Raw genomic sequence first — 14,978 nt, forward strand, 5'->3', positions numbered from 1 at the left:
GTTAATTAAGAGAATTTTTTTGACCATACTTTTGACCATACTTTCTTAGAAGTTAATATAATTTGTTAGTTTTTGTGTTGTTTCTTCTTTTTTACTATTAGTAATGTGTGTATATGTGTCCATAGTAGTTTTTATATTTGCGTGCCCCATTCTTTCTTGTACTTCTTTGTGATCTGCACCAGCCTCATATAGCATTGATGCATGAGTATGTCTAAAACCATGCAGACCGATATAGGGTAAGGCGGCACGCTCACGATATACATTGTATCTTTCTGTTACTGCCTGATTAATTGTGAAACTATTTTCGTCATTGGTAAACAAATAATTAGCTTTGGTAAATCCCAATTGAAACAAGTACTTTCTTTGTTCAAGCTTCCAAAATTTTAATTGTTTTATAGTTTTTTCATCTAAATAAATTATTCGATTTGATTTTTTTGTTTTAGGAGTTTCAGATATATAATATTTGTCTGATCGGGCTACAGTTTTTTTAATGGTCATTTCATGTGTTTTAAAATTAATATTGTCCCAAGTAAGTGCTAATATTTCACCGATTCTACATCCGCTGAATGCTAATAGTCTAAAGAGCGTATAGTCTCTGTTTTTAAAATATGGATTCTGTTCTTTAGATACTTCACTTAGAAATAATTCCAACTGTTCTTTTGTATATAATTTTAATTTCTTTTCTGTTTTAATTTGTGGTTTTGGAATAATTAAATTTAATGTTGGGTTATCAGATGTTAAACCAATATTTATAGCATATTTAAAAACTTTGTTCATATAGTTAACGAAAAGAGGGTACTGTTTTGAAGTTCCTTTTTCACTCCAATCATTTACTATTTTTTGACAATATGCTGTATTAATTTTAGAAAGTTTAATATTTCCAAATTTTGGATATATGTGTTTGTTAAAGATGATTTTAGTCCTTGAATATGAACTTTCTTTCACGGTTTTTTTATAGTTTTCTAGCCATAATTCTGCTGCTTTTTTGAAAGTAGTATTTGTACTTATTGGCATTCCTGCTTTTTGTCGTTCTAATTCCAATCTAGAAAGTGCGATTTTCGCCTCTTTTTGTGTTTTGAATCCTCTTTTAGTTGTATATCTCTTTTTTCCAGTTAATGGATCAATACCAAGATATGTCTTGAAGTACCACGCTTTTTCACCATTTTTCTTCTGGTATTGTTTAATCATTGCCATAAAATTCAACTCCTATTCTAATTCTATTTCTAAAATACTGTTATCAAATGATTCTAAAATCTCATTTTTTTCTATAAAATCAATCCATTCTTGATATCCGTTGTATTTTGGAATTCCTAAATGAGATTTAAGTTTTTGATAGGTATTTGCCACGATTTTTTTCCATTCTTCTTCGCCAGTACGAATGATTTTATCATCATCCCACTTTTTTGTTTTTCCAGTTCGTTTACTATTTTTTGATATTTGATAGTTTTTCCATTTGGTTAAAAATATATGTTTTGAATTAGAATTGTTTTCTAACCATTCTTTGAATTCTTGATATTGCATGTTTTTCTCCTTTCGAATGTATGTTCTTATCGTTATAAAAGAAAAGCCCGAAGGCCTTTTTATTTATAAAAACCACCTAACCGAATTGGCCAGGTGGTTTTGTTGTTATCACACAATCACTCTGCCAATAACATAAAGATCATCATATTCATCTGCATAGAAATCTGGATACAAGCGATTTCCATTTTCATCACATTCACAATTTAAGGATACTAATCGTAGTCTTCGATTTTCTACATACATTTTCTTTAAAAATGCTTCGCCATTTATTTCTACAGCACCAATTTGACCATTCATAACATGTGGAGTCAGTTTAATAAAAACTATTTCTCCATTTTCAAAAGTGGGGTGCATACTATTTCCATTTATCATAAAAGCAAGATCATAATGAGAAGGAATTTGAGATTCTCTCATTGTTACCGTACCTAACGGGCGCTCTTTATCATAATTAGGACAACCATGTCCTGCTGATAATAAACCGACATATGAAACTTCCTGTTTTTCATCTTCATCAACAGCTTTACCAAAATTTCCTTGAATCACATTTGATCTATTTTGATCTTCTAATTCATGTTTAGCAAAGTCATATACTTTTTGTTGTCGAGGTGGCGTGAGTTGAGAGTATATGCTGTTTATATCTAATTTTCTTTCATTTTGTTTTTTTAGATCACTAGAAAATCTAGGGTCTATATCAGATTTTTTTACGCCAAAAAAATCTGATATTTTTTGAATATTTCCTTGATTAGGAGTTGAAGTACCTTTTATATAACCAGTTAAAGTACTTTTTGGTATACCAGTAGCATTATGAATGTCAGTTTGTTTCTTATTATATTGCTCTAATAGTTTGTTAATATTAGTAGAAATTATTTTTCTAATTTCTATATCCTTAGGTGTCAGTTCCCCTCTACCTCTAGCCATGTGTATCACCTCTCTTTATTTTAAAGTATAATAGGTAATTTGAATTTTGTAAACAAAAGTACGAAAAAAATCGAACAAAAAATTAGATTAGCACTTTACAATACGAATTAATTCGTATAAAATATAGACAAGTTAATAAGGAGGTGTAATAAATGATTTCTATATCTTTAAGATCTGCTAGAGTTAATGCTGGTTTAACAATAAAAGAAGCAGCTAATATTATTGGAATACATCATGAGACATTATCAAAATATGAAAAAGATAGTTCTGACATTCCTATGTCTTTGTTGAATAAATTATCTGATTTATATCAAATTCCTACAGATTATATTTTTTTAGGTAAAATGTACGATTTAATTCGTAATATAGAGAATAAGAGAGGAAAACAACCAGCGTAGGAGGTATAACTGATGCAACTAAACATTCCAGATGAAGTAATTCAAAACGAATTAGCAAGTAATATTACTTTTATTGTTTTGAAAGAAATCGAAAAGCGATCCAGCTTGTTGACTAAAACTGTTGAATTACCACCTTACCCGAATAAGTCTCAAGTAAAAGAAATATTGAGAATTGGTGATGACAAATTAAGCGGTTGGATTTCAAAAGGTTTAAAGATTCAACAATGGAGTGAACAAGATATTCGAATTGAACGAACTGAATTACAACGATTTTTAAAAGAAACTTTTGAAATTTAAATATTTAAACTTGTTCTACACTCACCACTTCCGAAAAGAGGAGTTGCGAGTTTTCTCCTTAAAAAATCAAGTTCGCACATACACGTTGGCATGAGCAACTCCTCTTTCCGGAGGTGGTGACGGTGAGAGACGAAGGAGGGAGCGAATGACCTTACAAGAGCATCAACACTTGATGCGAAAACTAAATCAGAAATACCACGAAGAAATGAAACCTAGATTGTTAGGGGAACAATGGCGCGAACGCCAGAAGAAGTGGCAAGAAATAAAAAGACCGACCAGCGAGGGCAATCGCTAATCGGCAACAAACAAATTATACCTAAGGAGATTTTATCATATGAACGAAAAAATTAAAACATTGGTTAAAGAATTGCAACAGGAATGCCGAAAAGAAGGAATTGCCGCTATTTGTACTCTTCAAAGAAAAGGTCATGTTATCAACATGATAGTCGGTGATGCAACAGATGTAGCTTTTTGTTTGGCAGTACAAGAGAAAGAACTTAATGAAAATCTACCATTGCCATCCAAAATTTTAAGAGCGGTCGGAAGTGCAACACTAGAAGGTGCGCCAAATAAACAAAATCATACCTTTGTTATTGATAACGAAGAAGATCTCGCTGACGTGATGACTCGCATTCTCAAGGGGGAATTTCGGTGAAAAAAACACGAATTAATGTGAAAGGAGCATATGCCCTCGTTGGTGTGGGTATGTGCTTTGCCACAATTAACATTCGTTATGGTTGGATTTACTTCATTACTTTAGTTTTGACTTACTTATTCAATTCTACATTAAAGGAAGTGACTGAAAAATGAAGGAGTTTGATTCATTAGGTGCTAGGCAATTGCCAAAAGAAGAAAAGGCAATTGCTACTGATTGGCAGGGAAATCCATTGTATTTAGGAGATTCTGTCTATTCAATTGAAGGTGAATATGTTCGAGAAGACGATTTACAAAATTTTATTGAACAAAATATTGGGGAGCCGATGGATCTATGACAGAAGATATTAAAATGACATTTAACGAGAAAGTGATTTCTATTCAAAACAAATTAAAAGCACCTAAGAGCCAATATAGCGAGTATGGGAACTACAATTATCGGAATTGTGAAGACATATTAAAGGCTGTTAAACCATTAAATCAAGAAATGAAATTACTTTTAACTTTAACAGATGAACCAGTTGTTATTGGTAATCGTTTCTATATCAAAGCGACAGCCGTCCTCACTGACGGAAAAGAAAAATTAGAAATAACTGCTTATGCAAGAGAAGCTGATTCACGTACGAAGATGGATGATAGTCAAGTAACGGGTTCAGCTTCATCCTATGCTCGGAAATATGCTCTTAATGGATTATACCTAATTGATGATGCAAAAGATGCCGATGCATTGCCACAGGAGAATAAAGAAATCGTGGATTTACATGACGAATTCTTAAAAACATTTGATAAATATGTTGAAAAGATTGCAAATGTCACTGGATCTAAAAAAGAAGTGATTGCGGCTAATTCTCTTGGAAAACACGGGTTTGAAAGTTTAGAACAAGTGACAAACGAATTTTATTCAGAGTTGATTGGTTATTTGAAAGTTTCAGCAGAAAAAGCAGAACAAAAGTTTTCTAAAGAATTATCTAATAGGGCGAAAAAAGATAGTAAGCCATCTTGGGAGGATTTGTAAATGGAAAATGAATTATCAACAGAGGTCATTTTCGATGTCAATTATCAACCGAGCGTTATTGAAATTGTAAATGAAGATCAATTGGCAACCTTAATTAATGCAACTGTGCAACGTTTTGAAGGTTTGATTTTTAAAGAAGATGATATTGCAGATGCGAAGAAAGCAAGAGCTGAACTAAACCGTATTTTTGATTTGATTGATTCCAAACGAAAAGAAGTAAAAAAACAGTTTAGTGAACCACTTGTTGCGTTTGAAAGTCAAATAAAGGGATACAGCGATGAAATAAAACGGATGTCAAAAAATATCAATGATCAAATTAGGGAATTTGAAGCTAAGAAGAAAGAAGAATATAAGACAATCGTTTTAGCATATCTTGAGAAACAAGCTCAAAAGCATGGAGTTGATACCAATCAAATTACTTTAAGAAGTAATTGGTTGAACTCTACGAGTTTTACAGCAAAAAACAAATTAACGAAAAAAATTGAAGAAGAAATTATTGCAGAATGTATTGCAGTAAAACAGCAAAAAGAGAATATCGAACAGCAAAAAATTCTAGTCGAAAGTTATGTGAAAGCCTATGGTCTTGATCCTTTTTCATGGATTTCATTAGTTGACGAGGGATTAACAGCAGCTCAAATATTTCCAAAAATTGATCAAGCTGTTAAAGAACTAAGAGAAAAAGAAGCGAAAGAACTAGAAATAGCGGAACAGGAAATTAAACAGACAGTAAATGAAGAAACGAATGTTGAAAGTTTACAAGAGCTTTTAACTGAGGAACAGACTTTTTCCTTTACCTTGCATATTACAGGAACAGCCAAACAATTATCAATTATTAAAAATACGATTGAAAAATTGAATGTAGAGTATAAGGTCGAAACAGAAGAATGAGATTTTTAGCCAAAGTATTTGAAGTAAAAAATAATTGGTTTCGGATACAATCAACAAAGCTGATTAATCGGGAATTCTTAGATTTATTGGCAGATGGTCAAGAGTTATATGTCGAAGTGAAAGTGCATGATAACCGAGGGATTACCTCAAAACAAAATGCACTTTCTCATTCCCTTATTCGAGACATTGCAAGGTATAGCTATGATAGTCCAGAGAGAATTGAGCTATTGATGAAGTATTACTACAAGGGGAAAACTGGAGAAACATTTTCTCATCGCTTGGCTACACGAACAGAAGCGAATGAATGGATTCATTTCTTAATTGATTTTGTGTTAGAAGCAAATGTGGAACTGCCTGGTGACTATATTTATTTACTTGAAGATAATTATTGGTTTTATTCCTGTTTGAAACATAGGAAATGTTGTATTTGTGGACAATATGCTGATATCGCACATTTTCAGGCAGTAGGTGCAGGTAAGAATCGAAAACATACAGATCATCGCTTATTACTTTTAATGGCGTTGTGTCGTGAACATCACCAATTACAACACCAACAAGGAGTTCATTATTTTGTGAAAAAGTATCGAGTTATTCCTGTTCGTTTGGAAGAAACGGATATTTTAAAACTAAAGTTGACCACAAAACGAGTTTTAGACGAGTTCAAACAAAATGAAATCATTGAAGGATATTTTCAAATGGAAGTCGGTGAGAGTTAAAGATGGAAAACGAGGTCAACAAAAGTTATTTTGCAGTAATCCCAGCGAATGTCCGTTATGATCGGAATCTGACTGCAAATGCCAAACTTTTATACGGTGAAATTACAGCATTAAGTAATGAAAAAGGATATTGCTGGGCGAGCGATAAATATTTTGCAGATTTATATCAGGTTACTAAAACAACTATTCAAAATTGGTTGAAATCATTATTAGACCATGGCTATATTTCGAAAGAAATTATTTATAGAGAAGGTACTAAAGAAATCTTGTATAGGTATATAAAAATAATTCCATACCCTACCCAAGAAAATTTGAGACCCTACCCAAAAGATTTTGAGAAGCCTACCCAAAAAAAATTGAGAGATAATAATACATTTAATAATACATTTAATAATACAAATAATATGCATGCAGAGCGCACGAGGATTTCTGAACTTTACCAACAAAAAATTAAACCAATGGATACACCTCAAAACATCGATCGAGTGCAGAGCTTTTTAGAAGACGGTGTCGCCCTTGAGGTCATTCTATACGCCATTGAGATTTCAGCAAGAGATGGCGGACATACGGCTGGGTATGTGGTTAAAAAGCTGAATGATTGGCAGAGACGTGGTGTCAAAACGGTAGAGGATGCGAAGCTAGCAGATGAAGCGTGGAAGGCTGAAAATTCGCCTAAATCGTTCAAAAAGAGTTCTGTTAGGAAAGAGCCTATCCCAAAATGGCTGGCAGACTATGAAGAACAAGAAAGGCTCAGAAAAGAAAGAGAAGCGCATCGATACGATGATGTCCCTTTCTAAACGTGAGGTGATATTTTGAAAGAATATAACTATCTCAAACTGGTAAAAAAACTGGGGGAATGCAAACAAGGTGATGAACGTCAATGTTTGCAAGCAGTTTATAGCCAGCTAAAAGATTTGACCGAAGACCAAATAAAAAAAGATCGTTCAAGCTGGAGTAAGTTGCGTGTTTATTATGCGCTATACGTAGACCGAACAAAGCTGGAACATATTTTGGTAAAGGAAAAAAAGAAAAAGGAAGAGTTCCATGTACGAAAGATGAAATGTTCTCTTTTGTCATTCGAAGAATGTTATCAAGGATTACAGAAATATTTAGAAGATCAACCAAAAGGAGTAGTCGTGTAGGTGGGACAGCCAAAACAAACAGGTGGGACACCTAAGAAAAGACCGAGATTTTCTCTTGATGATGATACTCTAGCACAGCTTGCTTGGTTATATGAACAAGATGTCAAGAAAGCAAGTCATCGAATCTATCCATCGGATACGTTGAAGAAAATCATTAACGAAGCGTATACAGTACGCAGAGCATTTAGAAATTAGCTATTGGAGGTTTAAGTGTGGCATACGTTGTAAAAGCAATGTGTTATGTCGATTCAGAAGGATATGGAGTTCCTAACTTAAAAGGAGCTAAACGTTATGAATCAAAGGAAATGGCAGAATTAGCTGCCTATGTGAGTAATGGCGAAGTAGTGGAAGTAAAAGATTATTCTCAAAAAACTAATAAAATCAATCCGCCTAAAAGGAAAAATTTGAGAAAAGAAAAACAATCTAAGTCTAATCAGGCATGGTTGAAACAAGAGGTGAGTAAGCATGAGCAGAAAAAAGAAATTCATTCCAGAAGTTAACCAAGAGGTTGAATGCTTTTGTTGCGATTCAAAGCGTGAGACACCATGGCTGTATCCATTCGAAGGATACGTAAAAGAAGTTTATGACAATTCAGCAATGGTAACGATTGATAGTACTCATCCAGACGATGATGGTTTAGCAGTTGGATACCACGGGAAAACGATTGTTCCATTTACAGAAATGAGGGCTGTGGAATGCTAGATATGAAAATTGAAAACTATCGAATCACTGAAACGAGTGATTGCAGAAATATTGTTTTATCACGAGTGATTCTTGATGAAAAAGGGAATATTCAATATACCGTAAATAGCAAAGGTGAAAAAGTAGAAGGGGTTTCGTTTATTGGATACTACCAAACGTTAAGCATGTGTTTAAAAGCCATACAGCGTGACTACGTGATGAGAGAAGGTCACGTGATAAAAAGTATTATTGAGTACAAAAAGGCGCTTGAGCGTATCACTAACGAGTTTGAAAAAGCATGTGAGATTGAGGAGGAAAACAAATGAAAAAATTAATTGTATTTATCAGTTTATTAGGAATAGGCATCACATTAGGAGCTTGCGGAAGAGAAAGCGATAAAGCTTCCTACAATGTAAGCCAAGAAGCAGATAATTTTAATGTGATTCGTCGGGTGACAGTGATCAATACTCGAACGGACAAAGTGGAGTTTGAAGCAATCGGTCGAATATCTGTGGATACGGAAGATAAAAATAAACTCGTTATTCTAGTTGAAACAGGAAAGAATGAGTACAAAAAACATCTTGTAAATATGACTAGTTGGAACATGTATGTGGTTGAAGATTTAGAAGGCGCGAAGGTCAATGAATACAAATACGAAGTAAATTACATGCCAGAAAGTATTGTGCCGTTTACGGTGACTGAGAAGAAGTAGGAGGACAGCGAATGATACCGAAGTTTCGAGCGTGGTACACACCGTTTAAAGGTAAAAAATTTGGGCAAGAAATGAAATATGGACAAGCAGGAAGGTTGATCACTCATGCTGAAATGTCTCCAGATAAATATATCCTCATGCAATCCACAGGACTGAAAGATAAGAACGGTGTAGAGATTTTTGAGGGGGATATAGTACTTTTCAGTGTAAGTGATGGTTTTAATCACTTAGATCATGAAAAAGCTGTTGTTCAAGCCTCTGGGTGTCATTCTGGCTTAATTTGTAAGCTAGTAGACTTGGACTTAGAATATCGTATTTATTATGATCCAGTATTTCACACTGACTATGAAGTTATCGGGAATATATACGAGAATAGCGAGTTATTGGAGGGAGAGTAATGAATAAACAAGAAGGAATCAAAGAATTAGAAATTCATAAAATGAAAAGTGAAGACATAAGAGCTGATTGTTATAACGACGGTATAAATGCCGGTATTGCGGTAATGAAAAAGTTAGACGAACCGCAGAAGCCAGTTGTGCCTAAGTTTGTGGCGGAGTGGTTTGAAGATAATAAAGATGCATTGGATTTAGCGATTTTTATGGCAATCAGAGAATTAGACGATGAAGAATGGCCACACAAGACAGATTTTGAGAATTGGTTAGATGTTGCTGAAAACAAACCAATCGAAACTCTCATTCACATGAAGGACGGCTACGAGGTCGAGAAAGAGCCAAGGAAATATAAAAAGAAACCAGTAGTTGTTGAAGCTATACAGCTAACTAATAAAAATCTGTTAGAAGTGAAAGAATGGTGTAATGGTGAACTAGTACCTAATGCAGAAACAAGTGGATATGATCTATACATTTCAACTTTAGAGGGTATCATGCACGCTGATATTAATGATTATATTATTCAAGGTGTGGAAGGCGAATTTTATCCATGTAAGCCAGATATTTTCGAGAAAACGTATGAGGTGGCGGAAGGATGAGTTTCAAAGAAGGCGACAAAGTAGTGACTAAAATAGGATCAGGCGTGTCATTATACTTCTTGGACAACGAATATTATATAGTTCAAGATGCTTCGATGCTTAGTAGAATCGTTTTGATCGATGACGATAAACAGCGTTTGAGTTGGCCATCTAGTAAATTCGAATTACATGAGGAGGAAACAGAATGATCTATCCTTTTATCTTTATTGTACTTTTCGTTTCTATGTTAGTAATCATCCAAGAAGGGAACAAGAAATAATGGGAAAGACGAAATCGAAAATCAAGAAGAAAAAACGCCGTTTGGAACAAAAGGCGATTCAGAATGGGACGGCTAAGAAAAAATATATGAATAAGAAAAAGAAGAACATAAAAAAGGACAGCCAGTAAATGGCTGTCGCTACATAAAATGGAAATTGTTTGAAAGTTTATCTCATTATACCATAAAAGGAGCGATTTTGCTTGATGAATTTATTACGAGAAGTAGATTTCAAACAAACAAGAGATAATGCCAGAAATGTTTTAAAGAATTTTAGACGTTTAGAGCGCATAGCAGGTCGCTCTTTGATAGATATTAAGTCACCAGTTATAACAGATATGCCTAAGGTTCCTAGTCATGGAAACAAAGCAGAAGATGCCATGATCCAATTAGCAGATGCTGAAGTAGAAAGAGATGCGATTTTGAAGGCTTTGATGGCACTTAGTCTAATTAGTCGTCAGATACTCTACTATAGCTTCTGTGTGCCAGATAGTTTCTCAAACTACAGGATTAGTCGTGAAGTAGGTTATTCAGAAAGAAGCATACAACGGATGAAGTCGGAAGCTCTAATAGAGTTTGCAGAAGCGTATAAACATGGGGAAAAAATTGCTTATAAATAATTTGGCGGTTTTTTGGCGGAATGATGGCGGTTTTTATCCATTTACCAGTGATATTATGATAGTGTCGAAAGATTAGTGATAGGTCTGAGATGAAATAAAATGTAAGGGAGGAAACCTCCCTTATCGTTGCAAACTTCTTCTTTGAATAGACAGCAATCGGAAAAACTACTCACATGTGTTTTCCTATACGATTGCTGTTTATTCTAAAATTGTTAACAAAAAGACAACTGCTAAAAATAAATCAAATCAAAAAAAGTTCTTTTTCTATTTATGGAGTAGTTGTCTGTTCTTTAATTAAACATAGAGGTCGTATAATTAGTGTTTCATCATTAACGAATGGCAAATCGATAGATACGTCTAAAGTTTTAAAATCCCAAGTAGTAGAGTAACTAGGCATTTGTAAGTTAGTTACCTCATCAAAATTAGATAGTTCCATTAACTTGTCCATTAAAATGTGGGGGCGCTCTGCCAAATTCAATTTAGATGAATAGCCACCGCTAATCGAGTCTCTAAAATATTGGGATACTGTATGATTTACATATGCATATAACTCATCTATATATGCAGCCTTATTTGATTCTTCATCACGGAAATACTCATTTTTGAAGAAATCTTCATTTATAATTGGATCAGAGCCGGTTTTGTATAGAACGTTAGTAGCTGTTGCGGGGCCAAATCTTGTATCCCAAATAATTTCAAACGGAATAAAGTCTTTGTTTGCTCGTTTAGCGAGTCTATTGAAAGTAAAAACTGCATGTTCAAATGCTTGTATTTCATGTTTGTTCATGTAAAAACACTCCTAAGGATTAATTTCAACGCTCTCTATCGTTGATAATATTTATTATATAACAAGTAATCGTTTTCACAAGCTGTTTTTTGATCGCTGTGGCGGAACAGGTAGACGCACTAGTCCTTCCAAAGGATACCAGTAAAGGGCGGAGCTTAGCTCAAATTAGGGTAGGTATCATGCAAGGTGCAAATCCTTGCCAGCGACTTTGGCAATTTGTTAAACATTAATTTTTTGTTTAAACTTAGTTAAATTTATTGTATCTTTGAGTTAATAAAATAATTAGGAGGATACAATATGAATTTAACTAGTATTTTGTTATTTTTTATTTTAGGAGCAATTACGATTGTAGGATACTTTTTAAAAGATTTACCAAAACTTTATAGAGAATTAAGGGTTGAGGAATCGCGAGGGAAAAATGAAAGAGAGATACAAAAAGAGGCTTTTTTTCGTCAAATTAAAGGTACTGATATTGATAAAGCATTTAGTTATTGGACTAGTTTATTGGTAGATATGGATAATAAAGTGTCGAAAATTAATACTCCAAAGGGACAACAAGAATTTATAGAAATGCAACAAAAAGTTTTTATGTATGGTTCAAAGGATACAGTTGTTATTCTTTCTTCAATGTTGCAGTTTGTGTATAAAAATGGAGAGGTGAAAACGTCTAAAGTTTCATCAAGTAAACAAGATGGTACAAATAATAGTATGTACGGATACATGTTAATGTTTTATATTGCTAATCTAATAAGTTCATTAAAAAAAGATTTCACAGGGTATGTTATTAATCCTAAGCAAATTCTATTAATCAAAATCAAAGACTTAGATAGCCACAAAAATAAACTATTATTTGATCAGGCTGAAAAAAATGTTCAAAAGGAATTAAAGAAAATAGGAGTGACTATCTAAAGTAGGAGGATATATGTTACTCTTTATAGCTTTTATCTTTATATTATTAAAAATGATAGGCATCATAAATTTATCTTGGAATATGGTAATAATTGGTGAATTAGTTTTGTTATTCGGATTAATTTTAGAAGCTAAGTATATTTATAAAAAAATTAATGAAAGATTTAAGTAGATCACTCGCTGAGTGGTCTTTTTTTTAGGAGGAAAATATGAAATTATTATCTATTATCACGTTACCAGCTGTTTTAGTAGGATTTGCACATGCTTCAGTTCATGCAACGCCACATGTAAGTCCGCATGCCTCATCACATACGAGATCACATGTTAGTTCTCACTCATCAGCGCATACTTCTAGCAAGAGTGCTGGTACATCAAAGGGAAGTAGCTCAAAGTCAAATAGTTCTAAAACAAGTAAACCTAGCAGTAAAAGTACAGGAGCGAAAAGTGGTTCGAACATTTCTCACCGTTCTTTCTTCCCATGGTGGGTGACAAGCAATCATAAAGAAAAGAATGATGTAGATCAAATTAAGAAAGAAATCAAAGCGTTAAACAAGTCAGATCAGAAAAAAATTAAAAAATACGTTGATGATTTGGTCAAGTAAAGGTCGCTCAATGAGTGATCTTTTTTATTTTGTTTAGAGGAGGTTACATAAATGAGAAACTACTGGTACGTATCACTATCTAATAGGTATCCCCAACCAAATGATAATGATCCAATTAGAGTAGTTCAATCAGTACAAATCAAAAAGAATTATTCAATCATTGAAATGGTACGAGAAGCGACTCCAAAAGAAATCGACAAATACAACCTTCGTTACTGTGGACGTGGGTATTTTAATGAGCAGAATATTCAAGAAAACATCAACAAGAATTTGAGGGATACAAATGCAAATTGAATTAATGAAATTACAGGACTTAAAACCTGCTGATTATAATCCAAGAGTTAAGTTAGAACCTGGTATGGATGAATATGAGAAGCTAAAACAGTCTATTTTGGAATTTGGCTTTATTGATCCACCTATTTTTAACAAACGAACAGGAAATCTCGTGGGCGGTCATCAACGTGTCGCTGTAGCTAAAGATTCGGGTCTGTGCGAAGAGATAGAGGTGTCGATAGTAGATTTACCTTTAGAGAAAGAAAAATCGCTCAATGTGGCTCTCAATAAGATTAGTGGTCGTTGGGATGATGACAAACTGGCTTTGTTATTAAAAGAGTTAGATGCTGATATTCTTGATTTATCTGGCTTTGGTGAAGATGAGATACAAGACGTTATCGAACAATATGATATGAGATTGGATATGGAAAACGAAGCAATAGATGATGAATTTGAGATTGAGCTTCCAGAGAAACCTAAAGCAACATTAGGTGATATTTATCAACTAGGTAATCATCGATTAATGTGTGGTGATAGTACAAATAAAGAGCATATCGAATTATTGATGGACGGAGATAAAGCAGATCTTCTCATTACCGATCCGCCGTATAATGTAAATTACGAAGGAAAAACAGAAGATTCGTTAAAAATTCAAAACGATAATAAGACTTCTAGTGAATTTTATGAGTTTTTAAAAAGTGCCTTTGATTCAGTAGCTGATTATCTGAGAGAGGGGGCTTCTTTTTATGTATGGTATGCATCATCAGAAGTTGTGAATTTTGTTAGTTCACTAGTAGATACTAACTTCTTAGTAAAACAAGAATTAATATGGTTCAAAAATTCTCTCGTATTAGGTCGTCAAGACTACCACTGGCAGCATGAACCTTGTTTATATGGTTGGAAAAATGATGGTAGCCATATGTGGTATGGAGATCGAAAACAAACAACGATTCTTGAGTTCGATAAGCCTTTAGCGAATAAGGAGCATCCTACTATGAAGCCTATCCCTCTATTTGATTACCAAATAAAAAATAGTTCTAAGAAGGGCGATAAAATTTTAGATATATTTGGAGGAAGTGGAACGACAATGATTGCTTGTGAACAGAATAAACGGTGTGCATATCTCATGGAATTAGATCCACGATATGTCGATGTAATTATTGATCGTTGGGAAGAATTCACAGGTAAAAAAGCAGTGAAACTAAATTAAAAGAAGTCGAGTGCGCTAACACTCGACTACTTCAACGAGGACACTAAGCCCCCGAAGACACAGAGAATTCCCACGCGTGGATTTTCGACACCCTCTGTGTCTTTTAGCATCATAACAGATGTAGGGGTGCTTAGACAATGGAAAACGAAAAATTTGATTTAGATTATGAGATTGAAAAGGCGATGAAGCAGGCAGAATCAATAGATGAATATAAGAAAATTATTCGAGCAGCTTTGGGGAAATGGCTTAAAAATCTCCAGTCAGGACAAATCAAGTTGGATAAAGTTTCCGATTTAAAGATATTGATTGAAGCTGATTTGATGTTAAAGGATATCGATAATGATTAACAAATTGCATTAAACTCCTGATATACTTAACTAAAATATAATAG

29 protein-coding genes are annotated in these 14,978 nt (G+C 33.7%); 25 read left to right on the plus strand and 4 right to left on the minus strand.

Features of this window, described 5'->3' with window-relative positions; genetic code table 11:
• Positions 1-45 precede the first annotated feature (45 nt).
• From AB3I42_RS01610 to AB3I42_RS01620, 3 genes are all read right to left on the minus strand, one after another.
• Entirely contained in the window at positions 46-1,194 is a 1,149-nt protein-coding gene (locus AB3I42_RS01610; RefSeq protein WP_368022210.1) for a tyrosine-type recombinase/integrase, read from the minus strand.
• Positions 1,195-1,206: 12 nt separating this feature from the next.
• A complete protein-coding gene (locus tag AB3I42_RS01615; RefSeq protein ID WP_010751852.1) occupies positions 1,207-1,521 on the minus strand; it encodes a hypothetical protein in 315 nt (104 codons plus the stop codon).
• A gap of 108 nt (positions 1,522-1,629) precedes the next feature.
• The gene (locus AB3I42_RS01620; protein ID WP_265632088.1) at positions 1,630-2,439 is read right to left on the minus strand and encodes an XRE family transcriptional regulator; all 810 of its coding nucleotides are present in this window, start codon (positions 2,437-2,439) and stop codon (positions 1,630-1,632) included.
• A gap of 161 nt (positions 2,440-2,600) precedes the next feature.
• On the opposite strand from AB3I42_RS01620, the gene AB3I42_RS01625 reads away from it, so the two are divergent.
• From AB3I42_RS01625 to AB3I42_RS01720, 20 genes are all read left to right on the plus strand, one after another.
• Positions 2,601-2,837 (plus strand): helix-turn-helix domain-containing protein, encoded by a 237-nt coding sequence (locus AB3I42_RS01625; RefSeq protein ID WP_178287301.1) that lies wholly within the window; start codon positions 2,601-2,603, stop codon positions 2,835-2,837.
• A 12-nt stretch (positions 2,838-2,849) separates the two neighbouring features.
• A complete protein-coding gene (locus AB3I42_RS01630) occupies positions 2,850-3,134 on the plus strand; it encodes a hypothetical protein (RefSeq protein WP_010738250.1) in 285 nt (94 codons plus the stop codon).
• A gap of 145 nt (positions 3,135-3,279) precedes the next feature.
• A complete protein-coding gene (locus tag AB3I42_RS01635) occupies positions 3,280-3,429 on the plus strand; it encodes a hypothetical protein (protein WP_179133706.1) in 150 nt (49 codons plus the stop codon).
• Between the two features lie 39 nt (positions 3,430-3,468).
• Positions 3,469-3,789, plus strand: coding sequence for a hypothetical protein (locus tag AB3I42_RS01640; protein WP_223603597.1), 321 nt, complete (start codon positions 3,469-3,471; stop codon positions 3,787-3,789).
• Positions 3,786-3,944 carry a hypothetical protein gene (locus tag AB3I42_RS01645; protein ID WP_185184884.1) on the plus strand — a complete coding sequence of 53 codons (159 nt, stop codon included), beginning with the start codon at positions 3,786-3,788 and terminating at the stop codon, positions 3,942-3,944. The genes AB3I42_RS01640 and AB3I42_RS01645 overlap by 4 nt, the downstream gene beginning before the upstream one ends.
• Positions 3,941-4,126, plus strand: coding sequence for a hypothetical protein (locus AB3I42_RS01650; RefSeq protein WP_053765581.1), 186 nt, complete (start codon positions 3,941-3,943; stop codon positions 4,124-4,126). The genes AB3I42_RS01645 and AB3I42_RS01650 overlap by 4 nt, the downstream gene beginning before the upstream one ends.
• Positions 4,123-4,803: an ERF family protein gene (locus tag AB3I42_RS01655; RefSeq protein ID WP_223603596.1), complete on the plus strand. Its 681-nt coding sequence runs from the start codon at positions 4,123-4,125 to the stop codon at positions 4,801-4,803. Before AB3I42_RS01650 ends, AB3I42_RS01655 begins: the two co-directional genes overlap by 4 nt.
• Positions 4,804-5,691, plus strand: a complete 888-nt coding sequence (locus tag AB3I42_RS01660) for a DUF1351 domain-containing protein (RefSeq protein ID WP_223603595.1) — start codon at positions 4,804-4,806, stop codon at positions 5,689-5,691.
• Positions 5,688-6,407 (plus strand): putative HNHc nuclease, encoded by a 720-nt coding sequence (locus AB3I42_RS01665; RefSeq protein ID WP_204640197.1) that lies wholly within the window; start codon positions 5,688-5,690, stop codon positions 6,405-6,407. The genes AB3I42_RS01660 and AB3I42_RS01665 overlap by 4 nt, the downstream gene beginning before the upstream one ends.
• A gap of 2 nt (positions 6,408-6,409) precedes the next feature.
• A complete protein-coding gene (locus AB3I42_RS01670) occupies positions 6,410-7,204 on the plus strand; it encodes a helix-turn-helix domain-containing protein (protein WP_223603594.1) in 795 nt (264 codons plus the stop codon).
• Positions 7,205-7,219: 15 nt separating this feature from the next.
• Positions 7,220-7,549: a hypothetical protein gene (locus tag AB3I42_RS01675; RefSeq protein WP_223603593.1), complete on the plus strand. Its 330-nt coding sequence runs from the start codon at positions 7,220-7,222 to the stop codon at positions 7,547-7,549.
• Positions 7,550-7,744, plus strand: coding sequence for a hypothetical protein (locus AB3I42_RS01680; protein ID WP_034867649.1), 195 nt, complete (start codon positions 7,550-7,552; stop codon positions 7,742-7,744).
• 17 nt (positions 7,745-7,761) lie between these two features.
• Positions 7,762-8,049: a hypothetical protein gene (locus AB3I42_RS01685; protein WP_223603592.1), complete on the plus strand. Its 288-nt coding sequence runs from the start codon at positions 7,762-7,764 to the stop codon at positions 8,047-8,049.
• On the plus strand, positions 8,015-8,251 hold the full coding sequence (locus AB3I42_RS01690; RefSeq protein WP_223603591.1) for a hypothetical protein: 237 nt from the start codon (positions 8,015-8,017) through the stop codon (positions 8,249-8,251). The genes AB3I42_RS01685 and AB3I42_RS01690 overlap by 35 nt, the downstream gene beginning before the upstream one ends.
• On the plus strand, positions 8,245-8,556 hold the full coding sequence (locus AB3I42_RS01695) for a hypothetical protein (protein ID WP_010719514.1): 312 nt from the start codon (positions 8,245-8,247) through the stop codon (positions 8,554-8,556). Before AB3I42_RS01690 ends, AB3I42_RS01695 begins: the two co-directional genes overlap by 7 nt.
• Positions 8,553-8,942: a hypothetical protein gene (locus AB3I42_RS01700; RefSeq protein ID WP_368022211.1), complete on the plus strand. Its 390-nt coding sequence runs from the start codon at positions 8,553-8,555 to the stop codon at positions 8,940-8,942. Before AB3I42_RS01695 ends, AB3I42_RS01700 begins: the two co-directional genes overlap by 4 nt.
• Before the next feature lie 11 nt (positions 8,943-8,953).
• Positions 8,954-9,340, plus strand: a complete 387-nt coding sequence (locus tag AB3I42_RS01705) for a YopX family protein (RefSeq protein ID WP_223603590.1) — start codon at positions 8,954-8,956, stop codon at positions 9,338-9,340.
• Entirely contained in the window at positions 9,340-9,930 is a 591-nt protein-coding gene (locus AB3I42_RS01710; protein ID WP_223603589.1) for a DUF1642 domain-containing protein, read from the plus strand. The genes AB3I42_RS01705 and AB3I42_RS01710 overlap by 1 nt, the downstream gene beginning before the upstream one ends.
• A complete protein-coding gene (locus AB3I42_RS01715; RefSeq protein WP_223603588.1) occupies positions 9,927-10,118 on the plus strand; it encodes a hypothetical protein in 192 nt (63 codons plus the stop codon). The genes AB3I42_RS01710 and AB3I42_RS01715 overlap by 4 nt, the downstream gene beginning before the upstream one ends.
• A 274-nt stretch (positions 10,119-10,392) precedes the next feature.
• A complete protein-coding gene (locus AB3I42_RS01720; RefSeq protein WP_223603587.1) occupies positions 10,393-10,806 on the plus strand; it encodes an ArpU family phage packaging/lysis transcriptional regulator in 414 nt (137 codons plus the stop codon).
• Positions 10,807-11,074: 268 nt separating this feature from the next.
• Here AB3I42_RS01720 and AB3I42_RS01725 read toward each other — a convergent pair whose 3' ends face one another.
• Positions 11,075-11,593 carry a hypothetical protein gene (locus tag AB3I42_RS01725; RefSeq protein WP_223603586.1) on the minus strand — a complete coding sequence of 173 codons (519 nt, stop codon included), beginning with the start codon at positions 11,591-11,593 and terminating at the stop codon, positions 11,075-11,077.
• 297 nt (positions 11,594-11,890) lie between these two features.
• Between AB3I42_RS01725 and AB3I42_RS01730 the strand changes: the two genes are divergently transcribed.
• From AB3I42_RS01730 to AB3I42_RS01750, 5 genes are all read left to right on the plus strand, one after another.
• Entirely contained in the window at positions 11,891-12,502 is a 612-nt protein-coding gene (locus AB3I42_RS01730) for a hypothetical protein (RefSeq protein ID WP_016631649.1), read from the plus strand.
• 209 nt (positions 12,503-12,711) lie between these two features.
• A complete protein-coding gene (locus AB3I42_RS01735; RefSeq protein WP_223603585.1) occupies positions 12,712-13,104 on the plus strand; it encodes a hypothetical protein in 393 nt (130 codons plus the stop codon).
• A gap of 51 nt (positions 13,105-13,155) precedes the next feature.
• Positions 13,156-13,398: a hypothetical protein gene (locus tag AB3I42_RS01740; protein WP_223603584.1), complete on the plus strand. Its 243-nt coding sequence runs from the start codon at positions 13,156-13,158 to the stop codon at positions 13,396-13,398.
• On the plus strand, positions 13,388-14,587 hold the full coding sequence (locus AB3I42_RS01745) for a site-specific DNA-methyltransferase (protein WP_223603583.1): 1,200 nt from the start codon (positions 13,388-13,390) through the stop codon (positions 14,585-14,587). Before AB3I42_RS01740 ends, AB3I42_RS01745 begins: the two co-directional genes overlap by 11 nt.
• A gap of 137 nt (positions 14,588-14,724) precedes the next feature.
• Positions 14,725-14,934 (plus strand): hypothetical protein, encoded by a 210-nt coding sequence (locus AB3I42_RS01750; RefSeq protein ID WP_223603582.1) that lies wholly within the window; start codon positions 14,725-14,727, stop codon positions 14,932-14,934.
• Positions 14,935-14,978 lie beyond the last annotated feature (44 nt).

The sequence above is a fragment of the Enterococcus sp. C53 genome (genome assembly GCF_040887425.1).
In the GTDB taxonomy this organism is placed as follows: domain Bacteria; phylum Bacillota; class Bacilli; order Lactobacillales; family Enterococcaceae; genus Enterococcus_B; species Enterococcus_B hirae.